The 16,668-nt window shown below is 75.2% G+C and carries 15 protein-coding genes; 10 read left to right on the top strand and 5 right to left on the bottom strand.

What is annotated here, in order from left to right:
- Window positions 1-61: 61 nt before the first annotated feature.
- Window positions 62-475 carry a contact-dependent growth inhibition system immunity protein gene (locus tag OG335_RS01135; RefSeq protein WP_405009043.1) on the bottom strand — a complete coding sequence of 138 codons (414 nt, stop codon included), beginning with the start codon at window positions 473-475 and terminating at the stop codon, window positions 62-64.
- Window positions 476-798: 323 nt separating this feature from the next.
- Between OG335_RS01135 and OG335_RS01130 the strand changes: the two genes are divergently transcribed.
- On the top strand, window positions 799-2,142 hold the full coding sequence (locus OG335_RS01130) for a 2-isopropylmalate synthase (protein WP_405009042.1): 1,344 nt from the start codon (window positions 799-801) through the stop codon (window positions 2,140-2,142).
- Window positions 2,139-2,867 (top strand): Sua5/YciO/YrdC/YwlC family protein, encoded by a 729-nt coding sequence (locus OG335_RS01125; RefSeq protein ID WP_405009041.1) that lies wholly within the window; start codon window positions 2,139-2,141, stop codon window positions 2,865-2,867. Before OG335_RS01130 ends, OG335_RS01125 begins: the two co-directional genes overlap by 4 nt.
- Window positions 2,868-2,909: 42 nt before the next feature.
- Here the strand turns inward: OG335_RS01125 and OG335_RS01120 are convergent, their stop codons facing one another.
- Window positions 2,910-3,830 (bottom strand): DUF6891 domain-containing protein, encoded by a 921-nt coding sequence (locus OG335_RS01120; protein WP_405009040.1) that lies wholly within the window; start codon window positions 3,828-3,830, stop codon window positions 2,910-2,912.
- A gap of 91 nt (window positions 3,831-3,921) precedes the next feature.
- Window positions 3,922-4,551, bottom strand: coding sequence for a DUF899 domain-containing protein (locus tag OG335_RS01115; protein WP_405009039.1), 630 nt, complete (start codon window positions 4,549-4,551; stop codon window positions 3,922-3,924).
- Between the two features lie 169 nt (window positions 4,552-4,720).
- Here OG335_RS01115 and OG335_RS01110 point away from each other — a divergent pair, with 169 nt between their 5' ends.
- From OG335_RS01110 to OG335_RS01095, 4 genes are all read left to right on the top strand, one after another.
- Window positions 4,721-8,491: a S8 family serine peptidase gene (locus tag OG335_RS01110; RefSeq protein WP_405009038.1), complete on the top strand. Its 3,771-nt coding sequence runs from the start codon at window positions 4,721-4,723 to the stop codon at window positions 8,489-8,491.
- 158 nt (window positions 8,492-8,649) lie between these two features.
- A complete protein-coding gene (locus OG335_RS01105) occupies window positions 8,650-9,657 on the top strand; it encodes a LacI family DNA-binding transcriptional regulator (protein WP_405009037.1) in 1,008 nt (335 codons plus the stop codon).
- Window positions 9,658-9,952: 295 nt separating this feature from the next.
- A complete protein-coding gene (locus OG335_RS01100) occupies window positions 9,953-11,239 on the top strand; it encodes a sulfite oxidase (protein WP_405009036.1) in 1,287 nt (428 codons plus the stop codon).
- Between the two features lie 197 nt (window positions 11,240-11,436).
- The gene (locus OG335_RS01095; RefSeq protein ID WP_405009035.1) at window positions 11,437-11,832 is read left to right on the top strand and encodes a ribonuclease; all 396 of its coding nucleotides are present in this window, start codon (window positions 11,437-11,439) and stop codon (window positions 11,830-11,832) included.
- Window positions 11,833-11,917: 85 nt separating this feature from the next.
- Here OG335_RS01095 and OG335_RS01090 read toward each other — a convergent pair whose 3' ends face one another.
- Window positions 11,918-12,280 (bottom strand): DUF4180 domain-containing protein, encoded by a 363-nt coding sequence (locus OG335_RS01090; RefSeq protein WP_405009034.1) that lies wholly within the window; start codon window positions 12,278-12,280, stop codon window positions 11,918-11,920.
- Window positions 12,273-12,764 (bottom strand): helix-turn-helix domain-containing protein, encoded by a 492-nt coding sequence (locus tag OG335_RS01085; protein ID WP_405009033.1) that lies wholly within the window; start codon window positions 12,762-12,764, stop codon window positions 12,273-12,275. The genes OG335_RS01090 and OG335_RS01085 overlap by 8 nt, the downstream gene beginning before the upstream one ends.
- A gap of 516 nt (window positions 12,765-13,280) precedes the next feature.
- Between OG335_RS01085 and OG335_RS01080 the strand changes: the two genes are divergently transcribed.
- The 4 genes from OG335_RS01080 to OG335_RS01065 all read left to right on the top strand — a co-directional run bounded on the left by OG335_RS01080 (window position 13,281) and on the right by OG335_RS01065 (window position 16,492).
- Window positions 13,281-14,537 carry an aminotransferase class I/II-fold pyridoxal phosphate-dependent enzyme gene (locus tag OG335_RS01080; RefSeq protein ID WP_405009032.1) on the top strand — a complete coding sequence of 419 codons (1,257 nt, stop codon included), beginning with the start codon at window positions 13,281-13,283 and terminating at the stop codon, window positions 14,535-14,537.
- Window positions 14,538-14,868: 331 nt separating this feature from the next.
- Entirely contained in the window at window positions 14,869-15,522 is a 654-nt protein-coding gene (locus OG335_RS01075; protein ID WP_405009031.1) for a hypothetical protein, read from the top strand.
- Window positions 15,523-15,710: 188 nt separating this feature from the next.
- Window positions 15,711-16,121 carry an SgcJ/EcaC family oxidoreductase gene (locus tag OG335_RS01070; protein WP_405009030.1) on the top strand — a complete coding sequence of 137 codons (411 nt, stop codon included), beginning with the start codon at window positions 15,711-15,713 and terminating at the stop codon, window positions 16,119-16,121.
- Window positions 16,122-16,237: 116 nt separating this feature from the next.
- Window positions 16,238-16,492 carry a hypothetical protein gene (locus tag OG335_RS01065; RefSeq protein WP_405009029.1) on the top strand — a complete coding sequence of 85 codons (255 nt, stop codon included), beginning with the start codon at window positions 16,238-16,240 and terminating at the stop codon, window positions 16,490-16,492.
- The last annotated feature ends 176 nt before the right edge of the window (window positions 16,493-16,668 follow it).

Raw genomic sequence — 16,668 nt, 5'->3', positions numbered from 1 at the left:
GTCGTGGACGCCCGGGTCGGATGCCCGGTCGGACGCCCGGCAGGCGGTGCTGCCCGCCCGGTCAGAGGTGTCGCGGTGTCAGGAACTCGTCGACCCCGGCCCGCAGGGCGGGCGGCAGGGCGGGCAGCGGGGCGGTCGGACTCGCGAGCGCCAGCCGCAGGGTGTGCCGCAGATCGGGGAACGCCGCCCAGACCGCCGGGTGCCTGGTCACGACCGCCGACAGCAGGTCGCCCGGGTAGAGGTCGCCCTCCGCGGTCGGGTCGTCCCGGAGCACCGCCACGGCGAGCGGCAGGACGTACGGCAGGCCGACGTTCTGGCCGATCAGCACGCGCAGCTCCTCGACCGACAGGTCGCCGACCGGCCGTCGCCGCGCGGCGTGCACGGCCGTGACGAGGCGGGTCGCCCCGGGCAGCGGGGCGGGCCAGGCGCCTTCGAGCTCGTCGAGCGAGCGGGTGCGGTCCGGGGGGCGGGTCACCGGACGATTCTCCCGCAGCCGCCCCGGCCCGCCCGTTCGGCGTGCGGCGGAGACGGTGGCGGACACCGAGCCTGGGAGGTGCCGCCGACAAGTCCGTGCCCGGCACATCCGGAACGGCGGAGGGTGACTATCTCCCGTGTCCGCCGTCCACGGTGCATCTGACGCCGCGTTCCGCCCGAACGAGTGATCCGGGGGCGGAGTCCTGACCCGGGAGCCCCGGCCTTGGAACGATCGCTACGCCTGCCCTGCGCCCCGGCGCACCGGCGGTGATCCGGCAGCGGTGCACGGCCCCGACGGGGCGGTGTGCCAGGGAGGGGGAGACGATGGGAACACCCGTGACGGGCGACCTGGTGCGCGAGTCCGCGGCGGCGGGCCGGCTGGTGGTGTGGGAGGAGTCCGCGCGGGACGGGGCACAGGCCAAGACGCTGATGGACGCCGCGTTCCGGGTGCGACTGGCCCGCGCGCAGGGCCGGATGTTCGGCGCCGACGGGCCGCGTCACGTGGTCTTCGCCGCCGGGTTCCCGGCCGTCTGCGGCGAGGAGTTCGAGGCCGTACGCCGCGTCGCCGTCGAGGCCGAGGGAGCCGTGGGCGTCGCCGCCGTCTGCCGTGCCACCCCCGACGACGTACGCCAGGCCGTCGCCTCCGTACGCGGCAGCGCCCACGCCCGCGTCATGGTCGTCGTGCCCGCCTCCGAGGCGATGGCGTACGTCATGGTCGGCAGCGGCGCGCGCGAGGCCCTGGCGCGCGGCGTCGACCTGGTCAAGCGGGCCCGCGACCTCGACGACGCGGTGGCCGTCGACGTCTGCCTCGCCGACGCCTCCCGGGCCGACCACGCCCTGATGGCCGACCACGCCGGCGCCGCCACCGCCGCGGGCGCCGGCACGCTGATCCTCGCGGACACCGTCGGCCGTCAACTTCCCGGGGAGGCAGCCGAGATGTTCAGCCGGGTCGCCGCGCTGGCCGGCGACGGCGTGGTGCTCGGCGCCCACCTCCACAACGACCTCGGACTCGGCCTGGCCAACAACCTGGAGGCCCTCAAGGCCGGGACCAGGGTGGTCTCCACCTCCTGGCTCGGCATCGCCGAACGCGCCGGACTGGCCGCCACCGAGCAACTGCTCTTCCTGCTCGCCCACGACCCCGGCCGCACCGGCGAACTCACCGGCAGCCGCACCGGCGACGACCTCTGGTGGACGCCCCCGGACCTCACCCGGCTGCCCGGGATCGCCCGCGAGGTGTCCGACCGCACCGGCGTGCCCCTCGCCGTGACGACGCCGATCGTCGGCACCGGCGTCGCCACCATCTCCACCGGCACCCCCTTCGTCCGCCCCGACCTCTTCCAGCCCTACGACCCCGAGGCCCTGCTCGGCCTCGCACCCGGCGTGGTCCTCACCCACCTCGCCAGTGCCCGTGTCGTGACCGCCGTCGCCGGCCGCCTCGGCCACCGCCTGGACCGCCGACAGGCCCGGGCCGCCATGGGATGGGTGAAGACGCAGGCGTACCGCACCGGCCGGGCCGTCGTCGACGACCAGGCATTCGGCGCCTACCTCGACGGCCTCACCTCGGCGGCCGCCCACGCCGACCTGACCGCCGCGACGGCCCCGACGGCGCTGACCGCCTCGACCGCCCCGACGGCGCTGACCGCCTCGGCCGCGGACGGTGCCCGGTGAACGCCGACCGCAGGCCGACCGGCACCGTCGGACTCGCCGGGGCCCGGCAGGCCCTCGCCGCCGGCACCGCCGTCGTGCTGCCGAACCCGGCGCCGCTCACCTGCGTCGTCGCCGGAACCGACCCTGCCGCCGTCAACGGCGCCAAACACCGCCCCGCCGACCAGCCCGTCGCCCTCTGGGCCCACCACCCCGACACGTTCGCCGACGTCGCCGACGCCCTGGACCTCGACCGGACCGCCCTCGCACGCGCCCGGCACCTGCTCACCGAGGAACTCCTCACCCTGCTGGTGCCGCTGCGCCCGGCCGCCCGCCGGCCGGCGTGGCTGGCCCCGGCGAGCAAGGACGGCTGGACGCTGCTCTTCGGCGCCCGGTGGCAGCCGCTGCGCCCACTCCTCGACGCGTTCCCGGTGCTGTACGTCAGCAGTGCCAACCGCACCGGCCACCCGCCGGCCGCCGACACCGCCGAGGCGGTCGCCGTCTTCGGCGCGGACACAGCCGTGCTGGCCGTCGCCGAACCGCCGGAGTCCGCAGTGCCGGAGTCCAGTACGCGGGAGGCCGCCGCGGCCGGTGGCCCGGCCGTGGAGCCGTCCGCCCGGCGCCGGGCGACCACCACCCTGCGCCTGCACTCCGACGGCCGGCTCACCCTGCACCGCCACGGCGCGCAGGACCACCCCTACCCGGACGCAGCCGCCTACCTCGCCCACCTTCGCGGCATCTCCGGCTGACGCTCCGGCCCGGCGGCGCCCCCCGGGCTTCCCGCCGACCCGTCAGCCGACGAGTCGGCGGCGCCAGTCCAGCGGGGTGACGGTGACGGCCCGGTCGGGGTCGCCGTCCCACACCACCGGCAGTCCGGCGTCGGAGAGCGCGGCCACCACCTCACGGCCGACGGCCGCAGTGGTGGCCGAGGTGCCGTCGAACCCGCCGTACAGCAGCATCAGGCCCTGCCCGGACGCCGCGGAGTCCGTGCACTGGGAATGGAAGTAGACGAAGCCGCGAGCGTCCGCGGCACCTTCCGAACGGATCTCCGCCTGCCCGCAGGTGCGGCAGCAGGTGAAGTTCTCGCGTGCGGTGATGCCGGACGCCTCCAGGGCGGCGAAGGCGCGGGTGAGGCGCTCCGGGTCCGTCTCGCCCTCCCACCCGTGCTCCTCCCCGACGCGGTCCAGCCACAGCCGGTCGGCCAGCAGCCGCGCCTGCTCGGGGGAGACCGGCCGGTGGCCGTCGGAGACGAGGTACTCCTCCGCGAGTTCGGCCAGCTCCGCACGGGTGGCGTAGCCGGCGACGAGCACCTCGCGGACCCGGGCCTCCAGCGCCGCGCGATCGTCGTCCGCGAGGTCGAGCGCCGGGACGGGGGCGGGGAGCGGGCCCAGGTCGAGGGCCGTCCACACCGGGCCGTCCTGCCAGCGGTCCTCCTGGCGCGCCCAGCCCGCCATCGCCGCGACCACGGGGCCGGGGCCGTCGAGGCGCGTCTCGAAGTGCCGGTCGGGCGCGCCGTCGCGGTACTCCAGGGTGTAGTCGCCCCCGGCCTCGTGCCAGACCTGGACGAAGACGTCCGGCAGGTCGGGGATCCGTTGGACGACGAGGAACCGGTCACCCTCGTCCCCGATCCGCCGGACGAGTCCGTCGAGCTCCTCGGCACTCACCCCGACCCGTCGCGGGCCGCGCTCCGCCACCACCGTGATCTTCAGCATGGCGCCACTGTGGCACGGGCCGCCGACAGCCCGTACGGGGGCCGGGCGCGTGGTGCCGCGAGCCGCCGAACCGCCGTGACGCGTGCGGTGGTCACCCGTACGTCGGCCGCTGCGGCCAGCCGGGCGGGGAGTCCTCCCAGTCCTGCTGGCGGCCGTACGGGGTCAGGTCGAGGACGTTGTGCGTGAACAGGAGCCGGTCGACGCCGCGGGAGCCGGTGGTGTAGGTCAGGTACACCTCTTCGCCGTCGCGCAGGAACACGCTGAGCTGGAACCCGCCGCCCACGCCGCAGTCGTCCGAGAAGGACGTGCCGAGCGACGAGACGAACGGGAGCGTCCAGCCCCTGCGGGCGACATGGGCCTCGATCACGTCGAGCGGCATGTCCGAGACGGTCACCCAGGTCACGCCGGTACCGGCGAGCAGGCCGGGAGCGAGCGCGGGCACGTTGTCGGTGAAGTGCGTGCAGCCCGGGCAGATGTGGTCGGCGCCGCCCTTCATGAACTGGTAGACCACGAGCTGGTTCCGGCCCTCGAAGAGGTCCGGCAGGCTCTTCGTGCCGTCGGGTGTGGCGAAGGCGTACGCGGTGTCGAACCGGACCATCGGCAGGCGGCGACGCCGGGCCGCCAACGCGTCCTGCGCGCGGGTGAGTTCCTTCTCGGCCGTGAGCAACTCGTCCCGGGCGAGCCGCCACTCGTCGGCGGAGACGATCGTGGGTTTCTCCATACCCGGCATCCTCCTCCCGGGGTCGGACAATCCGGCCCGCACAGCCGTGGCCCGGCCGGGGAGTTGGCGGTTTGCTGCCCAGGCGGATCTCCGCCAGCCGACGTCATGGCCGGTCAGCCGCCGTGTCTGCCAGGCTCACCGGCCAGATACCCGACTCTCGGAGGTGCCCATGACATCGTCGACGCGCATCCGCGCCGCGATGGCACTGGCAGCCGTCGGCCTGCTCGGCGCCACCGCGCTGACGCCGGCCCAGGCGAGTGCAGCCCCCATCACCGGCTCGGCGGCGGACCGGACCGCCGCCACGGCCGGCCGGCACGCCGTCACCCTGATCACCGGCGACACCGTGGACGTGGTGACCGACGCCGCCGGACGCACCCGCGTCTCCCTGCGGCCGGACGAACACGGCGCCGTCCCCGTCTACTTCACCCGGCAGGTCAACGGTGACCAGTACGTCTTCCCGCAGCGCGCCAACGCGGCGATAGCGGCCGGAGCCGTCGACACCGGCCTGTTCAACATCAGCGCCCTCATACGCCAGGGCTACGACGACACGGCCGCCGCCGCCCTTCCCGTCATCGCCGTCTACCGCGACCAGCAGGCAGCCGACACCAGCCCGCCCGCCCGCAGCCGGGCCGCCGGCACCCGCAGCCTGAAGGCCGCCCACGCCGTCGCCTTCCGCACCGACAAGAAGGCCGCGGCCCGCACCTGGGACACCCTGGTCGACGGCACCGGCCACGGACGCTCCGGCCTCACCGGCCTGTGGCTCGACCAGAAGGTCCGCGCCGCGCTGCAGAGCGAGACCCGTCAGATCGGCGCCCCCGCCGCCTGGGCGCTCGGCCTCGGCGGCCAGGGCGTCAGGGTCGCCGTCCTCGACACCGGGGTCGACGCCGACCACCCGGACCTCGCCGGACGCGTCGTCGACTCCCGCAACTTCACCGCCGAGACACCCGACGCCGACGTGCACGACTCCGTCGGCCACGGCACCTTCGTCGCCTCCGAGATCGCCGGCAGCGGCGCCGCCTCCGGCGGTGCGCAGCGCGGCGTCGCCTCCTCGGCGCAGCTCCTCGTCGGCAAGGTGCTGGACGACTCCGGCTCCGGCAGCACCTCGCAGATCATCGCGGGCATGCAGTGGGCGCTCGACTCCGGCGCCGACGTCGTCTCGATGTCGCTCGGCAGCGCCGAGCCCACCGACTGCACCGACCCGATGTCGGTCGCCGCGCAGTCGATGGCGCGGGAGGGCAAGGCGCTCTTCGTCGTCGCCGCGGGCAACCTCGGCCGCTACCAGTCGGTCTCCTCGCCGGGCTGCGCCCCGGACGTGCTGACCGTCGGCGCCGTCGACTCCGCCGACCGCACGGCCTCCTTCTCCAGCCGCGGTTCGGTCACCGTCGCGCACACGCTGAAGCCGGAGATCGCGGCGCCGGGCGTCGAGGTCACCGGTGCCGCCGCGGGAGGCCGCGGGGTCTACGCGTACACCTCGATGTCGGGCACCTCGATGGCCACCCCGCTGGTCGCGGGCGCCGCGGCGCTGCTCAAGCAGCAGCACCCGGACTGGACGGGCGCCCGACTCAAGGCGGCGCTGGTCTCCTCCGCGCTGCCGTCCGTGCCCGGCGACGTCCAGCAGACCGGCGGCGGACGGCTGCGCGCCGACGCGGCGGTCACCCAACGCGTCCTCGGTACGCCTGCCGCGCAGTTCGGCACGTTCGCGTGGCCGCAGCGCCGGGCCGACGCCCGGACCGTGCAACTGCCCTACACCAACACCGGATCGCGGCCCGTCACCCTGACCCTGGCCGTGCAGCGCACGGACGGCGACGACGACTCGGCGGTCCGTTCGACGATCGCCGGGCTCGGCGCGGACCGCGTCACCGTGGCGGCCGGAGCCACCGTGCAGGTGCCGCTGACCTTCGACCCGACCGCGCGGCTCACCGGCGCGCAGTACGGCGACGTCACCGGCCGGGTGGTCGCGACCGCCGGTGACGGATCCACCGTCAGCACCCCGTTCAACGCGTACGTCGAGCCCGAGTCGCTCGCGGTGCGGGTCCGGCTGATCGACCGTGACGGCCGGCCGGCGACGGCCGGCAGCGGCAGCTCCGTCGACATGATCGACATCAGCCAGTCGACCGGCACACGTGACGTCCCGGACGCCAACGGCGAGATCGTCTACCGCCTGCGGCCCGGCGTGTTCTCGCTGACCGGTCTGGTCGTCACGCCCGACGCCCGCGACACGACCGGGGAGGCGGCCCCGCTCTCCGTCACCGCCCTCGCCAGGCCGCAGTTCACGCTCACCGAGGACACCGTGATCACGCTCGACGCCCGCCGCGCCGCCAGGGTCGAGGTGCAGGGCGACCGGCCGCTCGCCCGGCAGGCGGGCGTGCTCGAACTCGGCCGCTGGTGGGGCGAGAAGTGGGTCGACTCGATCGGCGCCAGGGTCGGCAGCCAGCCCGTCGACCTCTACCTCGGGGGTGACGGCAAGGCCACCACCGGCGGCTTCGAGGCCGACACCTACCTGCGGCTCGGTGCGCCCGAAGCCGTCCTCACCGGCGCCGGCGTCACCCTGCGCCCGCACTACTCCGCCTACGCCGACGAGGCGCACCTCCCCGCGAACGGGTCGGCCCGGCTCGTCGCCGCGCGCGGCTCCACGCCCGAGGACCTCGCCGCGGCCGGGGTGAAGGGCCGACTGGTGCTCGTACCCGACGACGGCACCAGCGCGAACACCGTCTCCACCCGGGCGCAGGAGGCCGGCGCCGTCGGCGTGCTGACCTACCGGCCGACACCGGGCAGCTTCGGCAAGAACGACATCTCGCAGGCCGCCCCCGTCCTGCAGATCACCCGCGACGAGGCTGCCGCGCTCACCGCGAAGCTCGCGGCCGGGCCCGTCACCCTCGGCTGGACGTCCACCCCGGACAGCCCGTACGTCTACAACCTCGCCTACCACGACACCGGCAGGGTGGCCGGCCGCCAGTCGCGCACCGTGCGCGACGCCGACCTCGCGCGGACCACCGAGCAGTGGCACTCCATGGGCACCGCGACCCGCATGTCCGAGTACGTCGACGCCGGCCGTCCGTGGAACGCCGCCGCGGCCGTGCCCGTGGCGCAGGGCCTGGTCGCCACCCCCGGCACCCGCACCTCCTACTACACCGCCGACGGCACCGCCTGGACGCACTCCGCCCAGAGCAGCTGGCCGTTCGCCGAGTTCCAGCTCGACCGCACCCGCACCTACAGCCCGGGGCAGCGGCGGACGGAGGAGTGGTACCGCGGCGTGGTGCGGCCCACCGCCGGCCTCACCGCCGACGGCTCCGCGCCGCTCGTCGCCGAGCGCCAGGCCGACCTGATCGGCGTGGACTTCTCGCAGTCCCTGTGGAGCGACGCCGACCCGGACCACACCGGCACCCAGTCCTACTTCGGCGACGGCGCGACCGTCGAACTCGCCGCCGACGGCACCTCGCTCGGCGCCTCCTGGTACGGCCCGTTCAACGTCTGGGAGCTGCCGGCCGGCGACCACGCGTACGTGCTGACGCTCGACCAGGAACGCTTCCACCACCTCGACCTGTGGCAGCGCTCGACGGCCGTCACCACGGCGTTCGCCTTCCGCTCGCACGGCGACCCGGCCGCGTACTCGCAGGCGCTGCCGCTGCTGTTCCCCGCGTACGCCCTCGACGTCGACGGTGCCAACACCGTCGCCGCCGGGCATCCGAGGATCACCCTGACCGCCACCGGCCAGGCCGGCTACACCCCGGCCGCCCTGACCGCCGCCACGCTCTCGTACTCCTACGACGGCGGCACCACCTGGACGAAGGCCCCCACCGCCCGCACCGCCGCCGGCTGGACGGCCACCCCCGACCACACCGGCGCGGCCGGCCGGAAGGTCAGCCTGCGGGTCACCCTCACCGCCGCCGACGGCGCCTCCGTCACCCAGACCGTGACCGACGCCTACGCGGTGCGCTGACCCGGCCTCCGGCCCCTCGCGACCGTCGACCCCCGCCCGCCCCGGCCCGCCCCCGCAGGCCGGGGCGGGCGGCGGTGCGGCGGGCATGGGACCCGGCGCCGACCTGCAACGGGAGGGAGGTAGGTTGATCCCCCCGGCGGGACGGAGTGGAGACGGCGATGGACACGGTGCGCCTGAAAGACGTGGCGGAGCACGCGGGTGTCTCGATCAAGACGGTCTCCAACGTCGTCCGCGGCGAGGTGGCCGTCGCCCCGTCGACCCGCGAGCGGGTCATGCGCTCCGTCTCGGAGCTCGGCTACCGCCCGAACGCCTCCGCCCGGCACCTGCGCACCGGCCGCAGCGGCATCGTCGCCCTCGCCCTGCCCGAGCTGAGCGCCCCCTACTTCGCCGAGCTGTCCGCGGCCGTGATCGCCGCGGCCAAGGCGCGCGGCTGCACCGTGCTGATCGACGAGACCGGCGGCGACCCGGCCGAGGAGCTGCGCATCGCCTCCGGGCTGGGCGAGCCGCTCATCGACGGCGTGCTGCTGAGCCCGCTCAACCTCGACCAGGCCGCGCTCCTCGGCCGCAGCCGCCGCGTGCCGCTCGTCCTGCTCGGCGAGCGCGAGTACGACCTCGCCGCCGACCACGTGCTCATCGACAACGTGGCGGCCGCCCGCGAGGTGACGGCCCACCTCCTGGCGCTCGGCCGACGGCGTGTGGCCGCGGTCGGCAACCAGCGGGGCATCGCCGCGGCCACCGCCCACCAGCGGATGCGCGGCTACCAGGAGGCGCTGTACGCGGCCGGGGTGCCCTTCGACCCGGCGCTCGCCCCGTACGTCACCGCCTACCACCGGGCGGACGGCGCCCACGCCATGCGGGCGCTGCTCGATCTGCCGGAGCCCCCGGACGCGGTGTTCTGCTTCAACGACCTGCTGGCCGCCGGGGCGCTCCGCACGGCCGCCGACCGGGGTGTGGCGGTGCCGGGACGGATCGCCGTCGCGGGCTTCGACGACGTCGAGGAGGCGCAGTACTCGGTGCCCTCGCTGACCAGCATCGCGCCGGACAAGCACGAGCTGGCGGGCCTCGCGGTCGACGCGCTGCTCCGCCGGATCGGCGGCGACACGTCACCCGCCCAGGTGCGGCACGCCGGCCACCGGCTCGTCGTCCGGGAGAGCACGACGCCGTAGGCCGTCCGCGGCCCCCGGCCCCGGTCCCCCGGGGCCCTGCACCGCGGAACCTGCCGAACCCGCCGAACCCGTGCGGTCGGAACACTAGGATGCCGGGCATGACCGGACTCCTGGCGCCGTCCGCATCGCAGCACGGCCGCACCCGTCGCCCCTGCGCCGGTGCCACCTGTCCGTGTCGCCCGTACTGCCGTTGACCCTGCCGGTGCGCCCGTCCGCCCGGCCGCGGGCGGTCACGGCCGCATCCGCTCTGCCCGGTCCCGGCGTGCGCACCCTCCTGCCGAACGGATGGTGCACCATGAACGAGCTCACCTACGACCGCCTGCGCCGCCGCCAGTGGCTCGCGGGCGAGGCCCGCGCCGACGGCGTGGACCGCCGCACACTGCTGCGCATGCTGGCCGCCGCCGGCGTGGTGGCCGCACCCGCCCTGCTGCCGCCGACCCGCGCCGTCGCGGCCACCGCCGCAGCCGCAGGGGGGACCGCCCCGGCGGCCCCCGGGCCGGTGCCAGGGATCGTGAAGCCGCTGCCGGCCGAGTGGTTCGTGCCGCGCGGAACGAACGCCGAGATGCGGTGGGACGCCGTGCCCGGCACCGGACTCCACACGCCGAACGAGCGGTTCTTCGTCCGCAACCACACCGCCACCCCGCTGATAGAACAGGCGAGTTGGCGGCTCCGGGTGCACGGCAGCGGGCTCCGCGGCGGCGGCGCGGAGTTCTCGCTCGCCGACCTGCACCGGCTGCCCTCGCACCGGCTGAGCGCCCTGGTCGAGTGCGCGGGCAACGGCCGCAGCTTCTACGCCTCCCAGCAGGGCCAGGCCGTGCCGGGCACGCCGTGGACCCTCGGCGGCGTCGGATCGGCCGAGTGGCGCGGGGTACGGCTCGGCGACCTGCTGCGCCGGGCCGGCCTCACCCACGGGGCCGTCGACGTGATGCCGTCCGGGCTCGACGCGGAGTACCGCGGGGCCGACGGCGTGAGTCTCGGGCGGGTGCGCAGGCCGCTGCCGATCGGCAAGGCCGTGGACGACGTGCTGGTGGCGTACGCGATGAACGGTGCGCCGCTGCCCGCCGACCACGGTGCGCCGGCCCGGCTGGTGGTGCCCGGCTGGGTGGGTATCGCGTCGATCAAGTGGCTGGGCGAGATCGAGGTGTCGGACCAGCCGCTGTACTCGCCGTGGAACACCGACTTCTACCGGCTGTTCGGCCCGGACCACCCGGAGGGCGGCAGTGCGCCGCTCACCACGCAGGTGGTGAAGAGCGCGTTCGAGCTGGGCCGTGGTGCCGTCCTCGCACCGGACCGTGTCCACCGTCTGGAGGGCAGGTCGTGGTCGGGCACGGCGCCCGTCCGGGAGGTGGAGGTGAGCACGGACGGCGGCCAGGTCTGGCGGCGCGCCCGGCTGCGCGACGTGCCGCGACGTCACGGCTGGACCCGGTGGAGCCTCGACTGGCGGCCGGCCGCGCCGGGCCCGTACGAGCTGCTGGCGCGGGCCACCGACCGGGCGGGCCACACGCAGCCGGACACGGCGGTGTTCAACCGGGAGGGGTACCTCTTCGGAGCCGTCGTCAGGCACCCGGTGACGGTCGGCTGAGACCGCGTCCGCCTGCCGCCCCGGGCCGGGCCGTGCGCCCGGCCCGGGGCGGGCCGGGGCGGGCCGGGGCGGGGCCGGGCGGCGCGCGGGTGGTCGGCGGACGGCGCAAGTCGGGTGCGTTCCATGTCAGTTACCGACAGATGAAGTCTTGTCATGTCACTTTCGGAATCGCCCCGCAGGCCGTCACACTGCTGGGCATGGCCAACACTCTACGCGCGTGGAAGACCCGCGCCGCCACCGTCGCCGCCGTCGCCCTGCTGACCCTGGCCCCCGCCGTGGTCAACGGCACCGAGGCCCACGCCACCGTCAGTGGCACCGTGTGTCTCTCCGTCCTGCCGGACCAGGCGGACACCACCCTCGCCCTGATCGCCAAGGGCGGCCCCTACCCCTACTCGCAGGACGGCGCCGTCTTCCAGAACCGGGAGGGCGTGCTGCCCGCCCAGTCCACCGGCTACTACCACGAGTACACCGTCGTCACCCCGGGCTCCTCGACCAGGGGTGCCCGCCGCATCGTCACCGGCAAGGTCTACCACGAGGACTACTACACCTCGGACCACTACGTGACCTTCCGGCTCATCAACTTCTCCTGCTGACACGCCGGTCCGTACAACGGCCCGCCTCCGCGGAGCGTCACCCCCGACGCGCCGCCGGGAGCGGGCCTCCGCCGTGCCGGTGGCGCTACGCGAACCGGGCGGCGAGCTCGTCGAGGTCGGCGACGAACCAGACGTGCCGTCCGCGGTTCGACTCGCGGACGAGGTCCGGCAGGGCCGAACTCGCCGCGAGCTCACGGGAGATGTCGCCCACGACCACCAGGTGCAGCCGGTAGGTGGCGAACTTCTGCACGACCTGCCCGGCGAGGCCGCTGCTGAGGTCGAAGAAGCGCCCGTCGAGCCTGCCCGTCGGCACCGCCACGACCTCGGCCCGCCCGAAGGCGACGCCCACCAGGTGGTCGAGGGCGTCCTGTTCGGTGGCGATCGGCGCGCCGTCGGCGTCGCAGACCAGCACCGGCACGCCGTGGAGTTCGTCCACCCGGTCAGCCATGTGCCGGCTCCCGTCCGGCGGGGCCGGTCATGCCGTTGTCCGCTCCGAGGACGCCGTCGAGCAGGAGGAGGAGGTCGGCGGTGGCGGAGGCGGGCCCGAGGACCACGATCTTCATGCGTGCACGCTCCCTGTCGTGGATCGTCTGGATGCGCAACGGGTCGGGTGTGGCCTGCCGGGACTGCGCCCCCGCCGTGAGCAGGGTGCTCAGCCGGGCCGCCGCCCCGGCGTCGATGCCGTCGATCTGCACGATGCTCGACACCTCCACGTGCCCCCGGGCGGAGGCCGGGGCCGGCGGCGCCGCGGGCGGTGCGGCGGGACGGCCCGTCAGGGCCTCGAAGTCCGCCCGGGTGATCCGGTACTGCTTGCCGATCCGGGCGGCCTTCAGCCGCCCGTCGCGGACGTAGCTCCGGACGGTCCGTACGTGCAGTCCGAGCAGCTCGGCGACCTCGCCGACCGAGTACAGCTCGCGATCAGTGGTATCCATCGATCCGTATCGTACGTCATCCTTCCCCATGATGGGGACTGATGGGGAGAAAAGAGGAAGGATGAGTCACTCGGAGCCCGGCGGTGACCGGCGCAGGCGCGGTGCCGCGGGGGATGCCTCCGGTGACGGCCAGCGCGGCCAGGGCGGCCAGGGCGGCCGCAGCCCGGGGGAGTTGTGCCCCGAGGCGGCGTCGACCGGCGGTGAGGTGGTGCTCGGGGGAGGACCGTCCACGGCGCGCCCGGGCTGTCCGTCAACGGCACTCCACCGCCGCACCCGCGGGGCGGCAGCCGCGCGCCGACCTGCTGGAAGGGCGAACCCGAAAGGCCCGGAACGGAGTTGACCCCGGCGCCGCCCGGCCCGGCCGCGCGCCGCCGTGTCCCGGGTACCGGCGGCCCGCGGACGGATGCGGCGGCGCTGGTAGGTTGGCAGGTGCCGTGGCGCCGCGCATGGGCGCCGCATCTCATCGGAGGAGTACCCGTCGTGTCGTCGTCGTCACAGGCAGTCGGACAGCACCCCGTGGATCTCGCGGACGCACGCGCCGAGTACGAGAAGCTCCTCGCCCTCGGCCTGCGCCTCGACCTCACGCGCGGAAAGCCCTCGTCCGAGCAGCTCGACCTCTCCGACGACCTCCTCACCATCCTGCAGCCCGGCGACGTCCGCGCGGCGGACGGCACCGACGTCCGCAACTACGGCGGCCTGCAGGGCCTGCCCGAGGTGCGGAGCGCCTTCGCCGAACTGCTCCAGGTGCCCGCCGACCAGCTGTTCGCCTGCGGCAACGCGAGCCTCAACGTCATGTACGACGTGATCGCGCACGCCATGCTGACCGCCCTCCCGGGCGCCGAGCGGCCCTGGGCCCAGGAGGAGGAGGTCCGCTTCCTGTGTCCCGTGCCCGGCTACGACCGGCACTTCACCCTGTGCGACCGGTTCGGCATCACCATGATCCCCGTGCCGCTCACCGGCGAGGGCCCCGACATGGACGTCGTCGAGGAGCTCGTCGCCGCCGACCCGCGGATCAAGGGCATCTGGTGCGTGCCCAAGTACAGCAACCCCACCGGTGAGACGTACAGCGACGAGACGGTCCGCCGCCTCGCCGCGATGACCACCGCGGCCCCCGACTTCCGCGTGCTGTGGGACAACGCGTACGCGGTGCACCACCTCGCCGACGAGAAGTCCGAGATCCTGCCCGTCCTCGCGGCCTGCGCCGACGCCGGCCACCCGGACCGCGTGTTCGTGTTCGGCTCCACCTCCAAGATCACCCTGGCCGGCGCGGGCGTCGCGTTCCTCGGCTCCTCGGCCGCCAACATGGCCTGGTACGCCAAGCTCGCCGCCGCCCAGACCATCGGCCCGGACAAGGTCAACCAGCTCCGTCACGCCCGGTTCCTCCCCGACACCGACGCGGTGCTCGCCCACATGGAGCGTCACCGCACCCTGCTCGCCCCGCGCTTCGCCGCCGTCTACGAGGCCCTGGAGAGCGAACTCGGCCCGCTGGGCATCGCGACCTGGACGGCCCCCCGGGGCGGCTACTTCGTCAGCCTGGACGTCCCCGAGGGCTGCGCCTCCGAGGTCGTGCGACTCGCCAAGGAGGCCGGCATCGCGCTCACCCCGGCCGGCGCCGCCTTCCCCGGCGGGCACGACCCGCGGGACAGCCACATCCGTCTCGCCCCGTCCTTCCCGACGGTCGACGAGGTGCGGACGGCGATGCGGGGCGTCGCGACCTGCGTGAAGCTGGCGGCCGCCGAGCAGGCGGCGAAGGCGGGCACGGCCTCCGCGTGACGGTCCGGCACCCGGCTGCGGCCGGGTGCCGAGCGTGCGCCCACGGCGGCGGAGCAGCACCACGCTCCGCCGCCGTTCGCATTCCCCGCCCGCGGCATCCGCCGACCCGTGCCCCGGGCCGTGCGGGCACCACGGCCACCGGGACCGGACGCCCGCCGCAAGATCACGACCCGCTACGCTGACCGCCGGGCATCCCGCCCCGGCCGAAGGCCGTCCACCCGCGGAGCGACGGACCCGCACCCGGTGGACGGCGGCCGACCCGTGAGCGACCACGTACCCCCGGCGCCCCGCCGGCGACGACGGTCGTACGCCACCCGACCGAGGCCCGCAGATGACCACCACCACGCCGGCACCGAGCGACGCCGCGCACCGCACCGCCCACCGCACCGCCCACCGCACCGCCCACCGGATCGCCCGGCGGCTCTCCGACTGGGTCGACCCGAAGAACACCATCGTCGGCGTCAGCCTGGTGATCGGTTGCGGACTCCACGGCTGGAAGGGCCTCGGCTGGGCGGTCGTCGCGATCGTGTTCGCCGCCGTGCTGCCGATGACGTACATCGTCCGCGTCGCGGGCGAGGCCGGCTGGGCCGGACGCCACCTGACCGAGCGCCGCCAGCGGATCACCGTGCTGCCCGTCATCAGCACGTCGGTCGCCGTCGGGCTCGCCCTGCTGGCCGCCACCGGCGCCCCGCGGCCGCTGCTCGCGATGACCGCCGCGATGTGGGCCACCATCACCGCGATCTGGCCCGTCACCGTCCTCGCCGCGTACAAGATCAGCGTGCACGCGGCCGTCGCCGCCGGCAGCGTCGCCATGCTCGCGCAGGCCTACGACCTGCGCTGGTGCGCCGGCTTCGCGCTCGTCGCGGCGGTCGGCTGGGCCCGCGTCACCGTCCGCGAACACACGCTCTCGCAGGTCGTCACGGGCACCGCCCTCGGCACGCTCGTGGCGGGCGCCGTGTTCGGGGCGGTCCTGGGGCGTGTCTGACAGTTCGCGGCGGTTCGCCGAGGCACGTACGGCCCGCACGGGGACGCCCCGGCCGGCATGGCACGGGCCCGTCCGGTAGGCCGCGCCGTTTCCCGACCGCGGGCGCGATGAGTTCCGGCCCGCCCGCCGGTATGTATCGACGAGTCCGCCGGAACACCCCGGGCGGACCGTTCACAAGGGAGAACCCGATGTCGGACAGGCGTGCGGAAGACGAGGCCGCGATCAAGGCCGTGCTGGTCGAGTCCTACAAGGCGTGGGACGCCGGCGACGCCGACGCCATGGTCGCCGACTACACCGCGGACGCGACCGCCATCATGACCGGCTCGCTCCGCGACGGCCGTGACGCGATCCGCCGGAGCATGGCCCTGAACTTCGAAGGGCCGCTGAAGGGCAGCTCGACCCGCAACAGGCAGCTCGGCATCCGCTTCATCGGCGAGGACGGCGCGATCGTCGTCAGCGAATCCGGCATCCTGTTCGCCGGCGAGACCGAGGTGCCGGAGCCGCGCAAGGTGAACGCCACCTGGGTCTTCGAGAGGCGGGACGGCCGCTGGCTGATCGCCGCCTACCACAACAGCCCGGTGCTGACGCCCCGGAGCTGAGCCGCGGCCGTACGGGCCGGGGCGGACGGGTGCTGCGGTGCCCCGTTCGGCCGTATCACGGGCGGACACGGCCCGTCGACTGGTGCAGCGGGGGCGTCGCGGGTCAGGGTGGTCGAATGGACGAACGCTTCGACGACGTACTGCCCGATGACGCCCCCGCAGGGCTGGCCGCCCTGCCGGACCTCTCCGCGACGGCGCTCGACTGCTGGCGGCGCGGCGACCGGGACGGCGCGTTCGACGCCGTCGCCCGGGTGATCGCCGCCGCCGAGAAGGCCCTGGACGAGCTCCGCAGGCCGCCCGCGGCCGAGGAGCTGCGCCCGGTGCCCGCGCGAAGCCCGGAAGACACCGAGAGCTCCGCCTGGCTGGGCTGACCCGGGGCCGCCCCGGTCCCGGCCCGGTCACCCCACCCGCACTGCCGTGCCCACCGCCGGCTCCGCAGGTCCGCGCGCCGCTCCCGGCGGGTCCGGCGGCCGGACGGATCGTCAGCGCGGCCCGGCACCCGGTACGGTCGGCCCGAACGGTGGCGCCGGCACGGTGGGGGAGTGGT

Source organism: Kitasatospora sp. NBC_01539 (genome assembly GCF_045040525.1).
Lineage (GTDB): Bacteria > Actinomycetota > Actinomycetes > Streptomycetales > Streptomycetaceae > Kitasatospora.
This window is presented reverse-complemented; position numbering and strand designations above follow the sequence as displayed.

Excerpts from the sequence above, each read along its gene's own strand:
- OG335_RS01130 (WP_405009042.1), top strand. The coding sequence starts at position 799 with ATGGGAACACCCGTGACGGGCGACCTGGTGCGCGAGTCCGCGGCGGCG.
- OG335_RS01120 (WP_405009040.1), bottom strand. The coding sequence starts at position 3,830 with ATGCTGAAGATCACGGTGGTGGCGGAGCGCGGCCCGCGACGGGTCGGG.
- OG335_RS01115 (WP_405009039.1), bottom strand. The coding sequence starts at position 4,551 with ATGGAGAAACCCACGATCGTCTCCGCCGACGAGTGGCGGCTCGCCCGG.
- OG335_RS01110 (WP_405009038.1), top strand. The coding sequence starts at position 4,721 with ATGACATCGTCGACGCGCATCCGCGCCGCGATGGCACTGGCAGCCGTC.
- OG335_RS01105 (WP_405009037.1), top strand. The coding sequence starts at position 8,650 with ATGGACACGGTGCGCCTGAAAGACGTGGCGGAGCACGCGGGTGTCTCG.
- OG335_RS01100 (WP_405009036.1), top strand. The coding sequence starts at position 9,953 with ATGAACGAGCTCACCTACGACCGCCTGCGCCGCCGCCAGTGGCTCGCG.
- OG335_RS01095 (WP_405009035.1), top strand. The coding sequence starts at position 11,437 with ATGGCCAACACTCTACGCGCGTGGAAGACCCGCGCCGCCACCGTCGCC.
- OG335_RS01090 (WP_405009034.1), bottom strand. The coding sequence starts at position 12,280 with ATGGCTGACCGGGTGGACGAACTCCACGGCGTGCCGGTGCTGGTCTGC.
- OG335_RS01085 (WP_405009033.1), bottom strand. The coding sequence starts at position 12,764 with ATGGATACCACTGATCGCGAGCTGTACTCGGTCGGCGAGGTCGCCGAG.
- OG335_RS01075 (WP_405009031.1), top strand. The coding sequence starts at position 14,869 with ATGACCACCACCACGCCGGCACCGAGCGACGCCGCGCACCGCACCGCC.
- OG335_RS01070 (WP_405009030.1), top strand. The coding sequence starts at position 15,711 with ATGTCGGACAGGCGTGCGGAAGACGAGGCCGCGATCAAGGCCGTGCTG.
- OG335_RS01065 (WP_405009029.1), top strand. The coding sequence starts at position 16,238 with ATGGACGAACGCTTCGACGACGTACTGCCCGATGACGCCCCCGCAGGG.